Below are 16813 nucleotides of genomic sequence, written 5' to 3'. Positions count from 1 at the left end.
TTAATTTATAACTAGTTTGTCAATAGAATATTCATTTAAATCTTTATTAATAATCTGAATAAAGTAAATTCCTTTCTCAATTCCATTCAAATTAAAACGCTCTATGTTTCTGCCTTGCGCAACAGATGCTTTTTTATTTAGAACTCTCTTTCCTGTAATATCGATTATATTATAATCAAAGTTCCCATCAAAATCACTAAATAAATCCAATTCAAAATCTCCTCTATTCGGATTTGGTTTAACCTGATAGCTAAATGTTTTCTCTACTTTGAATCCAGCTCTTGGTTTAGGACCTTCAGCATTATAATAAACCCTCGTTACACAATCAGGATTATCACAGAAGTAGGTGTCTACATAATATATTCTAGAGGTCGTAGAAAAATCTATATCACTTGCTGCATAAAGATATTTATCGGTACCTATTACGCCAGAATTTTGGCCAAAACTCTCAAATCCCCATTCAAAACATGTTGTTGACGAATCTGCTGTACTTGCCAATATATTACCGGGCCATAAAATAATTTCGCTTAGTGGAGGCGACCCTTTACCATCTTTAACATATAAAGTGAAAGTAGATTCTCCTTCACAAGAGAATGTAGTTTCTCCATCAAAATATTCTTTCGTCGCGAATAAAGTAACATTAAAGGAATCTTGGCCATTATCTTTAAAATAGACAAAAGCAGTATCTCTAAATCCGTAATCTCTTATAAATTCATCAGGGACTCCTTCTATAGCATAAGAAATTGTAAAGTTCTCCGCGTTATTCTTAGGAAATATCATAAAATCATATGCATTTCGACAGATTTCAAACTCGTTATTTACTGTACCTAATTCTAAGTTAGGCTCTGCGTACCATGTAATAGGTACACCACTTACGACAGACATACATCTATTCGCACCATCTCCAGCAATACTAGATGGATTCTCAAAATCAAAATCACCCAATTGTGCTTTTCTAATACCCACAACTGAAAGTCTATAGGTTGTTAAATTGGGTATAAATCCATCAAAATCATTATTGATAGTTGTTGTAGAATAAGGATAAACCTTATAAACTACAGGACCAAGATTTAATCCAGTATTTTGATTATGCAATACATATATTAAAGTGTCTGTAGATGGATCAAACTCCTCTTCATTAACTTTAAAAATATTCGTAATATCAAACACATCATTTTCACATCCTGAAAATCCAGTAGCAATATTTTCTCCAACTGCAAAAGTACAATTACATGTAATCATTGGGATTTCTACTAATATTGATTCGCAAATATCTCCTCTTATAAGTGTGAATTCATAAGTCTGTGTTGGATCCAAGTTTGGAATAATGTAATTATTCCCAGACTGTGTACCAGCTATCCCGTCAGCTATAATACTTTCATTAGGATCACCACCTGAAGTTCGAATAGTATAGGTATATGACAGCCCATCATCTTTACAATCACTTGTTTTAGATTCAATTTTGAATTTTGGCGTTACATCAATTTCTATTTTCTTTCCAACAACATCCACTTTACAACTTGCATTCTGAACGGAAACGATAGTTAATGTTTCTTTTAAGTTAGATCCCAGCTGGAATTCAAAACTACTACTTTCATAGGTAAATGTTGAACCATCTGAATATTCTACAACGACTTTCTCTCCTGCATCAAAATCACTAAAATTAACTGTTATTGATTCTCCTTCACATCCGCTTGTTATATTATTACTTGCAAATCCAATACTAGGAGCTGGAACAACCGTTATCGTCCTGGTAGATGATCTATTACAACTACAATCATCTTCAATGGCAAATCTCATTTCATAAGTTCCGGCTTCATGAAAAACAACATCATCAACCGTATAATCGTATTTACTCGCTGGTACCAAAGTTCCATTCTGGAAAACATCAAAATTTCTTGATTGTATATTACATCCTGGAGTTGCAGTTGCCAATGTTGTTATGTTTAACATTTTTCCGACACATGCTATTCCTAAACTGTTATTGACTGTAAATTCTCGAATTGCGCATAGATCCGACTTAAATATTTCAAGAATTTCCGTTTTCTCAGCTGAACACCCGCATGAATTCGTCACGCTTAATTTAATATTTTTAGATCCGTCTGATGTAAATGTAGGTTTCGTGTCTACACAATCTCCATCAGCTGGACTTCCTTCAACTGTCCAACTGCAATCTGTCAATGTTCCACAATTTGCAATCGAAACATTTTTAATGGTTTGGAAATCACCTGAAGTTTGAGAAGCGCCACTAAAATCTATTAGAGGTGTTGGATTCTGATTAATTTCCACATCAATGGATTCCGTATCCTTACAACCTTTAGAATCCGTTACAGTAACAACGTAAGTTTCATTTCCAGCATTTGGACTTAATGTTACAGGATTCGATAATCCTCCTGACCAATTATATGTACTTCCTCCTGAAGCCGTTAAAGTAATGGGGTCACCTTCACATAGTTTGCTGTCATTATTGGCAAGACCTGAAGTTTCACTAACTGTTATTTTAGCTACTGGTAAAGGATTAACAGTTACGGTAACTGAAGCATCATCCGTACAATTATTAGTGGCAGCATCTGTAACTATTACTGAATATGTAGTTGTTGTTGTTGGTGAGACTGTTACCGTAGGATTAGTTCCTAGGCCATTATTCCATGCATAAGAAGTTCCGCCATCTACTGTTAAAGAAATGCTTTCACCGTTACAAATTTGCACGCTTGAAGGATCTATTAAACCTACCACAGCATCTGGTTGTTTTACCTGAGCGCTCTCAACTTTAAAACAACCGTTTTTATCTGTCACAGTAACAGTATAAGTCCCTGCTGAAAGGTTGGAAATAGATGATGATGTCGCTCCACCAGGTGCCCATTTATAAGTATATGGCAAAGTACCACCTGTCGCTGAAACGCTTACTGCTCCATTACTTTCTCCGTTACAAATAGCATCTGAAGGGCTGACTGACACTGAAATCGGCAACGGTGTTGTTATTTCTTGCATAAAAGTACCTAAACATCCATTCGAGTCCGTAATATTAAGCGTATATACTCCCGGCCCTAGATTATCAATATCTTCAGTCGTGCGACTAAATCCATTAGGACCTGACCATGAATAGTTATAATTACCAGTTCCTCCTGTCTTATTAATGTCAATTCTTCCATCTGTATCACTATCACATGTAACTGATGTTTTCGAAGCACTAACATTTAACGTTATAGTAATTGCGTTAAGCCTGCTAACTGAAATAATATCTGTATCCTCACAGTCATTATTGTCTGTTACTGTAACAGTATAGTTTTTAGGTGATGCCCCTGGGTTTGTGATTGAAATGGAGGCGCCTCCACCTCCTGATGACCATGCATAAGTTTTAAACCCTGAAGGGCTTGTTGTCAAGGTTCCACTTGTTTGATCAAAACAAAACTCATCATCTCCACTTATTGTTACAGCTGTAGGAGATAATGGAGCAACGTTTACGGTAGGTAGTGGTTTTACACAACCTTTTGAATCAGTAACCGAAATACTATAAGGACCTGAAACTAAACCAGGTATCGTTGCTGTAGGACCTGAAGTTGCTACCATATTATTCGGACTATTCCAGCTGACAACGTAAGGTCCAGTTCCACCAGATATACCTGTCACTTGAATTGCTCCATTATTATCACCTATACAAGCTCCATGCGTAGCACTAGCACTGGCATTTATAGGTGTCGCAGGATCAATAACGACAGTCATATTAAAATTCTTCTCACAATTAATAAGATCCTTTGCGGATACATTATAATTTCCAGGAGCTAATCCTGTTATCGTGTAATTATTGCTCGTTTGAGTAGATGATGTTCCGGAACTAGCTCCAGACCAACTAATTGTATAACTAGTAGTCCATCCAGTAGTGTTAACGAGAATTTCACCATCCGATTCACCTGCACAGGAAGAAGCCGTTGGAGTTGCTGAATTAATATTTAGACTACATGCCAAAGGAACTATTACCGTAGAACCTGTTGCAACACAAGATTTGGAATCCGTAACCGTGACATTATATGTCCCAGACGTTAACATTGGGATATCAAATGGCTCAGAACCAGAGGAGCCTGATACAACCGGCCCTGGTAGTAGTGTTCTTTGCTGTTTCCATGTATAACCTGACATTCCATTAGATACATTTACATTTATACTACCATTGTTACCTCCTATTGTAGTCGGAGAAGTAGGTGATAGGGCAATAGACATGGCAGAAGCTGGTTGTGGAACATTTACCATCGTAGAATTTACTGAGCACATAGACCCACCAGTATCTGTGACAGATACAGAATAATTCCCCGCTTCTAATCCAGAAAAAGTTTTTACTGCACTACCACTTGATGCGGTTCCACCATTCAATTCAAAACTATAGGATCCAGATCCTCCAGTAACCGTTGCTTGTATTTCTCCATCATCTCCACCAAAACAGGAAACATCCTGAGTTTTCACTAAGCTTACCGCTAAATTTGATTTTGTAATTGTTACTGCTGAAGAGCCTACTGAACAGCTATTTCTTGTTGCCGTTACCGAATATGCGCCATTAGTTGCGCCCGCTATAGTAACATCTGTGGGCATAGACCCCGATGCTGTGGACCACAAATAAGTAAGTGAACCTATACCACCTCCTGTAGCTAGTGCTGTTAGCGTCACACTTTCACCATCACAAAACTCGCCACTTGCAGGATCCATTGATATACTAACGGCAAGGTCTGATTCAGAAACAGTTACATCGTCTGCAACAACTGTGCAACCATCTACGTCAACTGTTAAACCATGTGCCCCTGGTTTAGAGGCTTCATATGTTGACATATTATAGGGCCCTGTCGACCCCTCAGGTGCTGTCCATGAATAGCTTGATCCCGCACCTGATAACGTTGCAGAAAGTGTAACGTCATCTTCGCCGCATAAAATACCTGGTGCATTAATTGTAGCTGTCTCAACTTGCCTAACTAAAGCAACTCTAAAAATAGTAACACAGGTATCAGGGTCTGCTTCTGTATTTATATCTTCAACGTAAATGAAATCAGCTGAACCAGAATAGGTAGATGATAATATTTCATCATCTAGACTTCCTGAACCATCGCAGCTTTCATAATATTTCTGCTCCTCCTCATCACCTACAGTAATATCGGCAATAGTAAAAGCAACACCATCACATTTAGTTAAAGTTTGGTCCGTTGTAGTTGGGCAATCGTCACATTGCGCATTAACTATATTTGGAAAAGAAAATACAAATAATAGACAAATTAATTTAAACGTATCTCTTGCGGGTAAAGATATTTTCATTTGGTTTAGCTTTAATAGAATTAAGTAGGGGTTTGTCTACTTTAATCCTCCATTTTTAAAGATTCTAATATGTATTGGTTCAAAGTTTCGCAAGATATCTAAAAAATGATTAGTAAATCTACAATATAACTTTGAATTTTTATAACTCAATTTTGATAAGTTTATATTTCTTTTAACAAAAATATTAACACAAAACTGATTTTTTTTTAATGTTTTATCAATTTATCATTAAATGTCGAACCATCTCCAAAAATCGTACTCACGATATACACTCCTCTAGGTATTTCGAGCAAATCTAATCCCTTATTTACAATTAGTCCATTTTTCATAAAACTAGACTTATGAATTTGTCTTCCTCGAATATCATACACAACAATTCCAACTTCTCCTATATAATCATTATTCATTTTCAAATTAAACAAACCCCTTCCTGGATTGGGGAAAATAGTCATTCCACTCTCTGATCGTCCACCTTGAAAACTAATTGGAAATTCACCATTAAATATATTACGCGTAACGCAAGTCGGATCATCACAATAATAAGTCTCCACCCAAATTTGTCGTCGCTCATTAAGTCCCTCTACATCGTTCATATCTGCAAAATAAAATCTTTCATTAGCACCTTCGAACAAGGTATCTTCTACAATACTATTCGTTACTCTGGTTGTTTTCCCCCATCTATAGCAAATATTATCCAAAGTATCCGTGCTGGCAAAAATACCTCCTGGCCATAAAATTACTTTACTAGTATCTGGTGATATATTCTCTTGATTAATATTGACTAGGTAATTCACATCACTTACACATGTTGTCTCATATAAATCATCATAAATGACATCACTATGGTAGGTCGTAGCCACAATATCTATTGGAACTTGTAATTCATTACCATTGACAAAATGCACGTATAATTTTCCGTCTGTTTCACTAAATGTATAATTCTCTTGAGTTAATCCTGGAATAGTTATTGACAATTCTGCTCCGTCCCCGATGCCGGCACTTACGAATATTTCATTATATGCATTTCCACAAACCTCATCAGGACCTGAAATACTTATTTCTGAACCGTGCCAGATGACTGGAATTCCATTACTAACAGAAAAGCAATCCTCCACACCTTTAAAACTTAAACTACCCTTATCATTAATATCTAAGTTGAAAAAGTCAAATTTCCTAATCCCGACTACTGATAAAATATAATTTTTATTCGGAATATAGTCCTCGAAGTTATTAGTTATAAATGTCTGAGTGATAGGATACACTTCATAGACCTTTCCTAGTGTTTTTTCAAGTAAACCATCATGCAAGATGTAAACCGCCGTATCCAACAAACTATTAACTACATCCGATCCAGAATAAACATCTGTAATATCATAATACTCTCCTGCACACCCTAGAAAGAATGTTTGCTTCATCGTTCCGGGCTCGAATATACAATTGCATGAAACTAAGGGTTGGTATACATCTAGTGGATTACAAAACTCCCCTCGAGACATGGTAAATGAAAAATCCATATTAGGATTCAATCCACTGATCACATAATTATCTCCGTTTTGAACTCCGGGAATAGTAGAGAGTATAGATGCTGAAGAACTTCCACCTGAAGTTTCTAATGTTAAAGTATAGAGACCATTATCATCACATTTAAAAGATCTTGACTCTATTTTCAAGGGTTCTATAACATTGATATTTATCAATTGATCAGTAACAACTTTTTCACAGATAGAATTACTTACTCTGATTATTCTTAAAGGAATTGTGCCAATTTCACTCAAAAACAAATTGATAATATCAGTCTCATAAGTTTTTATTTCATCTCCAAACTGAATGGTTACTTTCTCTCCAAAATCGAAATCTTCAAACCTGATTGAAATCACCTCTCCTAAACATCCGAGCGTAAAGTTTACATCCGAAAACTTAACATCTGGTGCTTCTACCACATTTATCTCTCTTATCGTGGATCTCCTGCAAGAGCAATCATCTTCAAAAACATACTCCAAATTATAAAGACCTTCTTCAAAAAACGTAATCGTTTCTCCGTCAAAATTAAAGCTGGTAACAGGAACACCATCGATGGTAGCATAAATTTTATTAACTGCTACATTACAACCCTCTGAAGCCTCAACCACAATATCAATAGGAACCGCCGCATTTACGCATGCTTCGCCTAAGTCATTATTGATCGAAAATAGCTTTATCTTACAAGCATCTCCAGAAAATATATCAATTGTTTTCTTCGCGGTATCTGTACAACCACAATCATTTTCCACTTCTAATTCCACTTCATAGCTACCTGCTGAATTAAAAGTGTGTGTAATATCATTGCAACTTCCTGACTTAGGAGCTCCGTCAATTTCCCAACTGCAGCTTGATAAGGCACCACAATTCGAAATGGAGGTATTTTTAATGATTTGTGCATCTCCTATAACTTGGCTTGCATCTGATAAGTCAATATTGGCGTCTGGACGTTGATTAACAATAACACTTTGGCTAAGAATAGCAGTACATCCTGCATTATCTGTAATCGTTACCGTATATGTTTTATCCGCTGTCGGGTTCACGGTAAGCGGATTCGCAAAACCACCTGTCCAAGTGTAAGAAACACCTCCTATTGCAGTCAATGTTATATTACTCCCTTCGCATATTTCTGCATCATCATTAACTAGACCTGAATTTTCCGAAATTAAAATATCTGCACCACTAAAATCATTAACATTCACCATTGCCGTTTTGACCACGGCACATGTATTTCCAGCTCCACTGATCGTCACCTTGTATGAAGTATTTGCTACTGGAGTAACCTCAATAGATGAAGTTGTTTCGCCATTGCTCCATAAATAATTACTCCCACCACTTGCTTTCAAGGTTATACTTTCTCCAATACAGATCGTAGAATTAACGGGAGAGATCGAACCATTTATTGCACTCCCTTCTCCTACAACTTTAGTCCCACTAGCTGTACAGCCTTTCGAATCTGTTACCGTCACGCTGTATGTTCCTCCATCTATATCTTTTAGATGCTCAGTTGTTGCCCCATTAGACCATAAGTAGGTGAATGGACCATTACCACCTATCACTTTGGTTTCAATACTTCCATCTGCCATACCTGGACAACTTGCACTCGTTGGATTTAAATCTACTTGAAAAGAGCTTGATCCAGAAATCACTTGTGTGTATGAATTCGAGCATCCATTTCCATCGGTAACTGTTAAACTATAATTCCCAATGCATAGGTCTGAAATATTCATTGACGTGGAAGAAAAACCACCTGGACCAGTCCATTTATAGGAATAAGGTGCCCCAGCTCCACCTGAAACATTTGGAGAAATTTTTCCATCACAATTTCCTTCACATGAAATGGATAGTTGAGAACTACCTACATTTGTTCCCACAATAATATCATCACCTTTAGTTACAGTGACCGCATCCACTCCTGTGCAACCTCCTGCATCTGTAACAGTAACACTATATGTCCCCGCAGAATTAATGGTAATACTTTTTCCTGTTCCACCTGTAGACCACTTAAAACTAAAATTAGCTGGATTGGTTTCAAGTACACCCGAAGATTGCCCAGCACAAAAGACTAAATCACCAATGATGGATACATTTATTTGAGATTGCTCATTGACAACTATATTCTTTACAACAAAGTCACAACCATTGTCATCCTTTATTATTACATCATATGTCCCACTAATTAAATTAGATATTGTATAACTATTACTGCCAGTACTAGCATTATCGTCGTTACCAAAAGCATCAACCCAAGTAATTGAATAAGGCGCAGTCCCATTGACAATGTTGCTCACGAGTATGCTTCCAGTATTTGATCCTTGGCAGGAGGGAGAAAATTCTGCTGCTGTGAATGAAAATGGCGAAGGTTGAACAATACTAATTGGCTTTGATAATGAACAGCCATTATCATCAGTAATCGTAACCATATAATTTCCAGGACTTAAGTTACTGATATTATGTCCTGATGAAACATTAGAAGCTGAACCAGACTCTGCGCCATTCCATGAAATCATGTAAGGCCCAATGCCACCAGAAAAATTAACAATAACTTTACCATCATTCGTATCGCTACAAGATGGATTCTGTGCAGAAAGTGATAACTGAAGTCCATCTGCTTTTCCTATACTAGTTGTAAATGTTCTCTTGCAACCTTCCATATCGGTGACGGTAAGTTTATATTCACCATTACACAGCTCTTTGATATCTTCCAAATTACTCGTAAACCCATCAGGCCCTTCCCAATTATAGATGTATCCCTTGGATTCTAATCCACCAGTAACTTTAATAAATACTTCCCCATCACAGCTACCTGGGCATGATTCTTCCAACGTGGAGATATTGGTATTAAGATCAATATTAATTTTAGGAAGTTTGACAACATTCGCTGTCGCAGTTCCCTGACACCCATTTCCATCAGTTACAGTTACACTATATATACCTGAGGACGATACAGAAAGGCTGGACCCAGTCGTACCATTAGACCATAAGTATTTTGCAAATCCGCTAGGACTTGTAGACAGAATGGTTCCACCTGTTTCATTACAGAAGGTTAAGTCTCCCACTATACTTACATTAACTGATCCTAATGAGGTCACTGTTGTCATATTAACATTAGAACATCCTTTCGCATCCACAACTGTAATCGAATAACTTCCAGCAACTAAGTTTTGAATTGTGTAGTTTCCAGAAACCCCAAATTTAGAGCCATCATTTCCACCCGGGCCATTCCAACTAATATTATAAGGACTGGGACCATATTTATAACTTGAAACTAAAATCTCTCCGGTTCCTCCCCCTATACAAGTAGGAGAAGCTTCTGTAGAATTGAAAATAAAGGGTTCTGGATCTGGGATGAATATTGTTGCTGTTCCAACACACCCATCTCTGTTTTCTATAATAATTTTATATTCTCCTGCAACTAAGTTGGGGATAGTAAATTTAGTCTCTTCGGTCTCAAATACGCCTAATATCGGACCATCTAATGTTATTTGAAAAGGTGGTTTTGCCTCAACAATTAATATAGTAATGCTTCCATCTTTCTCCTTAGGACAAGATGGAAATGTAATATCATAATCAAAATTAATTTCGCAAGAAGCCCTGATTAAATCTTCTTCATCTGCACTAGAGTTTTTAGATACCAGATCTGTAACCCCATCGCTGCTATAATTCTCCTTGCCATCTAAATCGCTAAAATTTAGAAAAAATAGAAATACGAAAAATATCAACGAACTATGTTTACTTGTCATTCAAGATTGATTTTAAGAATTTTATGGGGCGGATTGTTTTCAAGATTTAAAATTAAGTAATATTAACCACAAAGTCCAGTAGGCTGTTAAGTCCAATGCTAAATAAATAATGCCCTAGATCGTTAAATCTAAGGCATTATTTATTTCAACATTTTATAATATCCTTTAATCCTTTCTTAATAAAAGAACTTTAAGTCATACAAAACGAACTTATCATTATAGTTAACTGCAACAATATCACTTGTTAATGGTCTAGGACTGCACTTAACAGCATTCTCTAACTTCAGTGTACTATTTGGATCAGATGGCTTAATCATTAATGTATATTTCACACCAGGCTCCAAAATAATCGCTAAATCCGTTAAATAAATATTAGAAGGTCCAGGATTTACCTGTACATTATTTATTACACCAGTTTCTTTCTTATCACCCGTAGTTAAAATAATATCAATTGTTCCATTTTCACTAGCATAAACCTTAGCCACATCTAGCTCCATCGGTTTCTTAGGACTGATATTTATAAATGCCGCACCTGAGTGCCATTCAGAAGTAGTTTCATCACATTTCTGAGATGATAACAATCCTACTCTACCAGGAGTAGTTCCTTCATAAGTGTCTAACCAGTTAGGTTGAGAAACGCTAGATGTTGAACTTGTAGGTGCAGGCTTTGTTTCAGCAACTTCTACAGGTTTAGGTGCTGGCTTTTCAGTAATCGTAATCGTTTCAGTTGTGCATTTGTCTGACATATCATTCAAACACAGTTTTACGGTAAAAGTACCTGCCTTATTAAAAATATGACTTACAGCACTCTTTCCAGTATTAAGATCTGGTGATCCATCCCCGAAAGACCATTTTCTTTTTACAACAGCTGAAGAAGGTTGTGAACGGTCAGATAGATTCACTGAAGTTCCTACCATAGAAGTTGCTGGAAGTTTAAATTCGACTTTAGCAATCTCTGGCTTCTTAGGTTCTACTGGTTTTTCTACTGGTTTTTCCGCTACGACTTCTTTTCTTGGTGGACGCGGCTGAATATTCACAACCTTACTCGTACACTGATTTGAATTATTCAAACAAAGCGTTATCGTTTTCTCACCAGATGAGAAATATATTTGATTATAAACTCCTCCTTTTGTTTTCTGTGTAGTCCCATCACCCATATCCCATTGACGAATAAATATAGAACTTGATGGAGATGACATATCTCTTAGCTCTATAGTATTTCCTACCATTAAATTTCCTTTGATTGCAAAGTCAATATTAGAAATTTTCGCTGGTGGTGGTGGCGGTGGCGTTGTTTTTGCCGGTGGCGTAGACTTCGTTGTTGTTTTAGGTTGCTCCACTTGAGCTATTGGCTTAGCTTGTTCTTGCGTATTCGAGTTAACTGGGGTATCAAATAAATCATCCTTTTCTGGCTCTACCGCTGCAACTTCTACCTCAGTTTCACTTGATTCAGTAGCAGCGATGTTTTGATCTTCAGCAGAGAATTCTGTAGAAACAACCTTAATTAACTTAGTCGCATAACTTACGTCTTCTATATATAGGCTAATTCTGTGATACCCTGGAGCATCAAAAACATGTGTAAACTCAGGAACTTGAATCTTTTTATCATTTTCAGCTTGCTCCCATTCATTATCATTCAGTTTCCAAACCCGCTTACTCGTGCTTGTTGAACCTTTGGAGGTATCTTTAAATTTAACAGGCTCACCAACTTTAACAGTTAGTACTTTATTGGGATCGTTATTGTCTCTTTCAAATTCTTGCTCTGTGTAGTCAAGTCCAAATTTCTCGAGATCTCTTTCATTTAATAGAAAGTCCACTTCTATAATTGCATGATCTCTGTTCGGAGCATCTCTCTTACAAGAAGAAATTAATATCACTACAAAAAATGAAAATATCAGTAAGGACAAATAAGATTTACTCATTGTTTTACGATTGGTTTTTTTAATTTAATTAAACAGCGTATCCCTTATATTTAATAATTTATATATCAGGATTTGCTTAGTTGTGCATAAAAATAAAATATTAATTCGATTTTATCCAGAATATTTCAACCTTTGGATAGAATTATCAACAACTTAAATACTTGGTGTTGCTATTTCTCATAATATTAACAAATTGAAACTGATTTTTTTTGATCTATTTCTATTTTTCTTTATTTTATGACTTCTATGACAACAATTTTATATTAAAATGGACATTATATTTAATATAGGACTCTGTACATTTATAACGTTAATAATTAATTAATAAAAATATATGAAATATTCTTATCCTGATATAGAGCAATATTTAGTTGACTATCAGATAGATGGAAAACAAATTCATTGCACTTTTCAAACTCCTAACGGAGAAATATATGAAGCTTCTAATTTAATTTCTGCAACTAAAACCATAGGGAATGCGGTTCAACAACAAGTGACCAAAGTTGTTAAGAGAAATGCTCGTAGGCAAACAAATAGATTAATTAGGTCAATGTTAGGTGGAACGGCTGGACGAATAGGTTCTAAAGTAGCAAGATCAGCACTAAGTAGTGTCGGAACGTCTAATGAGGCTAACTTCACAACAGCAGACAAAGAAGAAGCAATCGTTAAAGCTTTCAACCGTGTTTCCAGAAATTTTGAAACTAGAAAAACGGACCGAGTAGTTAGAGAACGTCCGCAAAGAGAGGAAAGAAGAGGCAGAGATAGAGATCGTGACAGAGATAGAGGACGCGGCTCAGATAGAAGACGAGATCGTAGAGGAGGAAGTGAAGAATCAGATTCTGAATACGAAAACATCGTAAATAATAATCCTGTAGAAAATGGTTATGAACAAGAAATCTTATCGCGTTTTTTAGTTGCAATCGCTGATGCCGATGGTAAGATTACTCCTGAAGAAAGAGAAATGCTTACTGAAATTATACCTGCAAGATTTGGAAGTATTCAAGAAATTCAAAATAAAGATCAGGTATCTAGGATCGAAGCTGAAGAACTAAGTAGCAATGTTAAAGAGACCGTATACCTATTAGGTTGGGCAATGGCCTTAGCTGATTATGATGTCGATGCTTCTGAAGTTAGAATTTTAAATACTTATGGTGAAATCTTTGGTTTACCTGATCACCGAAAGGAGAAATTAGAGATATTAGCTAAAAAATATTGTTTAGAGCAAGCAATAACGGAGGAAACTTCTAGAGAAGATTTATTCGAATTGGCTGACGGAATGGAGTTAGATCGAGATGAAGCGGAACGCTGTATGATTAGTTTTAAAAAGAAAAGATACCAATAATAAAAAAGGCTGCTCTACATCTGTAAAGCAGCCTTTTTTTTATATTTTTTTATATTTAGTTCTTTTTCATAATAGCTGCTGCTATCAATGAGATGATTAAGCCTGGAAAAATAAGACTAACAACCCATCCAATACCTAGCTGGACAATAGAAAAAGGATTCGGGATTTCTTGGTTTTCCATTTCTGAAAGCATTTCAGCTTTTTGGGCTTCATCTAATCCACCAAAATTAGCTACCGTTTCTGCTGTTTTAGCTGCAATCTCCTTACTTAACTCTATAGCTGTATCTCCTAAAGATGGATCAATAAAATTCGCTAACACATACATAAATGCCATTGATAGCAATGTCCCAATACCATAAGTTATCATTCCTGCCTTAATTCCTTCTGCCATTGTATAACCAGGCTCATTATCTCTATCTGCTCTAATGGATAGAACAATAAACAAAATAGAAAGCCCAATACTTAAGACCATTCCCAGAACTGGGCTAAACATTGATTCTTTGGCTACTAAAAATTGGACTAAAGTGATACCTGAAGATACCAAGAAGAAGAACAATCCATACTTTACAGGAGGCGTCATAATAATTTATTTAAGTTAATTTTTATCTAATATAAAAGGAATTTCTAATACCATCTTACTTATGGTCTTATTTGTTCTATTATACAATCCTCTTTCTAGCCTAAATTTATGGACACCATTTTGTAATGAATCAATATTCACGAAACAATTCCAACCCTTTTCTCCCAGATTAGAGTGTGAGGATAAAAGACAAGAAACTTCTTCTGTTACCTCCTGTTCATCTATAAAATACTTGTTCATTTTTTCGAAAGCTTGATTTATCTCTCGAATCCTATCAGCATAGTATTCTCTACGCATAGAGTCTTGGGACATCGTTAAAGAATTATTCTCATTATCCCAGTACTGCTCAGATTTATTATTTTCATTTTTCTTCTTTGCGATAATAAAATTATGAATTTGCGATTTCATGGTATCCATCATTTCCATGTAGACTGAATCTTCACTATTTCGTTTCCTGAATATTGAATTAATCCCTGTCCTATTTAATTTTGAATAATTCATTATCTCATTAAAGTAGTTTTCATCTTTTTTTATATGTCTTACAAAAAACTCCAATATAGATCCATCAACATGAAATGACTTCATGCTAAAACTATTAATCGTTTCATTACCCTCTGGTCTAAGATCGTCATAAAGGTAGGGGTTAATAGAATGTTCACTATAAGCTAGTGATTTCAAACTTTCATTTTTAAAACTAGGAATATAGGAAATAGTCTCTCCACTCAACTGTGGCAATATGATAATTATGATAATGCCATAAGGAATAGAAAACAAGAATAATTTTCTTGTAAATTTATTATCTAGGAAGTTAAGTAGTAATGGTCTAAAGATAAAGGAGAGCGTAATCGTACTGAATACCCGAAAAATAAATCCATATACTATGGAAAACCATTTATCTTCCATTCTTTTGAATGGATTAAGGAAGATAAAATCAATAAAAACAATCATTCCTAAGAGAACGTAGATCAATGCCAACAATGCCCCAATTTGCTCTCCTAAAAAAGACAAAAACACAACCGGCCAAACAACAAACAAACAAGCCGAAATCAATATAAAAAATAGAAGAAAAGTATAAGCAAATATAACACTACAAAGCTTTTCAAGGTCTTCTATATAATCATCAAAAGATTCGTATCTTCTAGTGTATAATTTTTTGAAATAGGCCGAGAACCTTAATTCATCATAATTAATATCTTGGGAAACATATCGCAATCCAATAGCTCCGATCCAGAGACCTCTTAATACAATATGAATTAACAGATTGATAAGGAAGATATACCAACTACCCTTTAACAGGAATACAAAAATATTCACAGCTAAAAGTGCTGATCCTCTTAAAAATTGAATGCTGATATAAGACTCTAAAGAATCTAAAAGAACTTTTGCTTCAAAAATTCCAAAAAGTGCTAGACCTGAAATAAGAAGCTCTAGTTGCCAACTTTCCTGTTGTAAAGTTTCTAGCCAAGTCTTGAAAATATTTTTCCTTTCCTGAGACTCTTCTTCCATTAATGTTCTTGAATATCTTTACCACAATGAGGACATATTGTGATGTGTTCGAATTCTTCTTCATGGTTTTGAATAGCTTCCTCAGCAACTTCCGCAGCAATTTCAGCAGATCTTTCTTCTATTCTTTTCTCTTTTTCTTCATTGATTGCCTGTACAAACGATCCTGACAAAATACCAGTAGGTAATGCTACAAGTCCTATACCTAATAATGCAATAACACCTGCAAGGATTTTCCCCATAGCAGTAGACGGGTAGACATCTCCATAACCAACCGTCGTAAGTGTCGCTATGGCCCACCACATAGAAGCATATATATTGGGAAAACTTTCCGGCTGAGCTTCATGCTCCACTGTGAAAACTAATGCCGCTGCTAGGACTAATAGAATAGCAGTCATAAAGACTGTTATAAATAGTTTCTCTTTCTCTTCTTTCATCACATCTCCAATCAATTTCATGGAGCTATTATATCTATTCAACTTAAAGATTCTCAATAATCTCATCAACCTCAGAACCCTTATGAATCTTAAATCTAATACACCTATTAATCCAAAATGGCTTGCTGCCAACTCTACATAAAAAGGCATGATGGCTAAAAAATCAACTATAGCCATCGGAGAAAAGATATACTTAAGTATCGCTCTACCTCTGCTTAACTCAGGATAAGCTAAACTAGCTGTATATACTCTAGCCAAGTACTCTATAGTAAAAATACCGACAGCTATTACTTCGAACCAAAAAAAGACATCAAAATACTGTTCATTAATAGATTCTTCCGATTGTACAACAACAGCCACAATACTTAACACGATCAGCAACATGATGACTGAACCGATCCTATCATTTATTTTTAATCCTGCCTGGTTGTCTTCATCTATAAGTCTGAAGACTTGTTGTTTGAATCCCATTG

7 protein-coding genes are annotated in these 16813 nt (G+C 35.7%); 1 reads left to right on the top strand and 6 read right to left on the bottom strand.

The window, feature by feature from the left end; genetic code table 11:
- From L2586_RS02255 to L2586_RS02245, 3 genes are all read right to left on the bottom strand, one after another.
- A complete protein-coding gene (locus L2586_RS02255; RefSeq protein WP_235291140.1) occupies window positions 1-5295 on the bottom strand; it encodes a T9SS type A sorting domain-containing protein in 5295 nt (1764 codons plus the stop codon).
- Window positions 5296-5501: 206 nt separating this feature from the next.
- Window positions 5502-10556, bottom strand: coding sequence for a T9SS type A sorting domain-containing protein (locus L2586_RS02250; RefSeq protein ID WP_235291139.1), 5055 nt, complete (start codon window positions 10554-10556; stop codon window positions 5502-5504).
- Between the two features lie 176 nt (window positions 10557-10732).
- Entirely contained in the window at window positions 10733-12478 is a 1746-nt protein-coding gene (locus tag L2586_RS02245) for a PKD domain-containing protein (protein ID WP_235291138.1), read from the bottom strand.
- Window positions 12479-12812: 334 nt separating this feature from the next.
- Between L2586_RS02245 and L2586_RS02240 the strand changes: the two genes are divergently transcribed.
- Entirely contained in the window at window positions 12813-13820 is a 1008-nt protein-coding gene (locus L2586_RS02240; RefSeq protein WP_235291137.1) for a tellurite resistance TerB family protein, read from the top strand.
- Window positions 13821-13875: 55 nt separating this feature from the next.
- Here the strand turns inward: L2586_RS02240 and L2586_RS02235 are convergent, their stop codons facing one another.
- The 3 genes from L2586_RS02235 to L2586_RS02225 are packed head-to-tail and all read right to left on the bottom strand — an operon-like array spanning window position 13876 to window position 16811.
- Complete coding sequence (locus L2586_RS02235; protein ID WP_235291136.1) at window positions 13876-14400, bottom strand: DUF4199 domain-containing protein; 525 nt, start codon at window positions 14398-14400, stop codon at window positions 13876-13878.
- A gap of 15 nt (window positions 14401-14415) precedes the next feature.
- A complete protein-coding gene (locus L2586_RS02230) occupies window positions 14416-15906 on the bottom strand; it encodes a hypothetical protein (RefSeq protein ID WP_235291135.1) in 1491 nt (496 codons plus the stop codon).
- Window positions 15906-16811: an ion transporter gene (locus L2586_RS02225; protein ID WP_235291134.1), complete on the bottom strand. Its 906-nt coding sequence runs from the start codon at window positions 16809-16811 to the stop codon at window positions 15906-15908. Before L2586_RS02225 ends, L2586_RS02230 begins: the two co-directional genes overlap by 1 nt.
- Between the last annotated feature and the right edge of the window lie 2 nt (window positions 16812-16813).

It is taken from the genome of Portibacter lacus (assembly GCF_021533215.1).
Taxonomy (GTDB): Bacteria; Bacteroidota; Bacteroidia; order Chitinophagales; family Saprospiraceae; genus Portibacter; species Portibacter lacus.
This window is presented reverse-complemented; position numbering and strand designations above follow the sequence as displayed.

Excerpts from the sequence above, each read along its gene's own strand:
- L2586_RS02255 (WP_235291140.1), bottom strand. The coding sequence starts at position 5,295 with ATGAAAATATCTTTACCCGCAAGAGATACGTTTAAATTAATTTGTCTA.
- L2586_RS02245 (WP_235291138.1), bottom strand. The coding sequence starts at position 12,478 with ATGAGTAAATCTTATTTGTCCTTACTGATATTTTCATTTTTTGTAGTG.
- L2586_RS02250 (WP_235291139.1), bottom strand. The coding sequence starts at position 10,556 with ATGACAAGTAAACATAGTTCGTTGATATTTTTCGTATTTCTATTTTTT.
- L2586_RS02230 (WP_235291135.1), bottom strand. The coding sequence starts at position 15,906 with ATGGAAGAAGAGTCTCAGGAAAGGAAAAATATTTTCAAGACTTGGCTA.
- L2586_RS02240 (WP_235291137.1), top strand. The coding sequence starts at position 12,813 with ATGAAATATTCTTATCCTGATATAGAGCAATATTTAGTTGACTATCAG.
- L2586_RS02235 (WP_235291136.1), bottom strand. The coding sequence starts at position 14,400 with ATGACGCCTCCTGTAAAGTATGGATTGTTCTTCTTCTTGGTATCTTCA.
- L2586_RS02225 (WP_235291134.1), bottom strand. The coding sequence starts at position 16,811 with ATGGGATTCAAACAACAAGTCTTCAGACTTATAGATGAAGACAACCAG.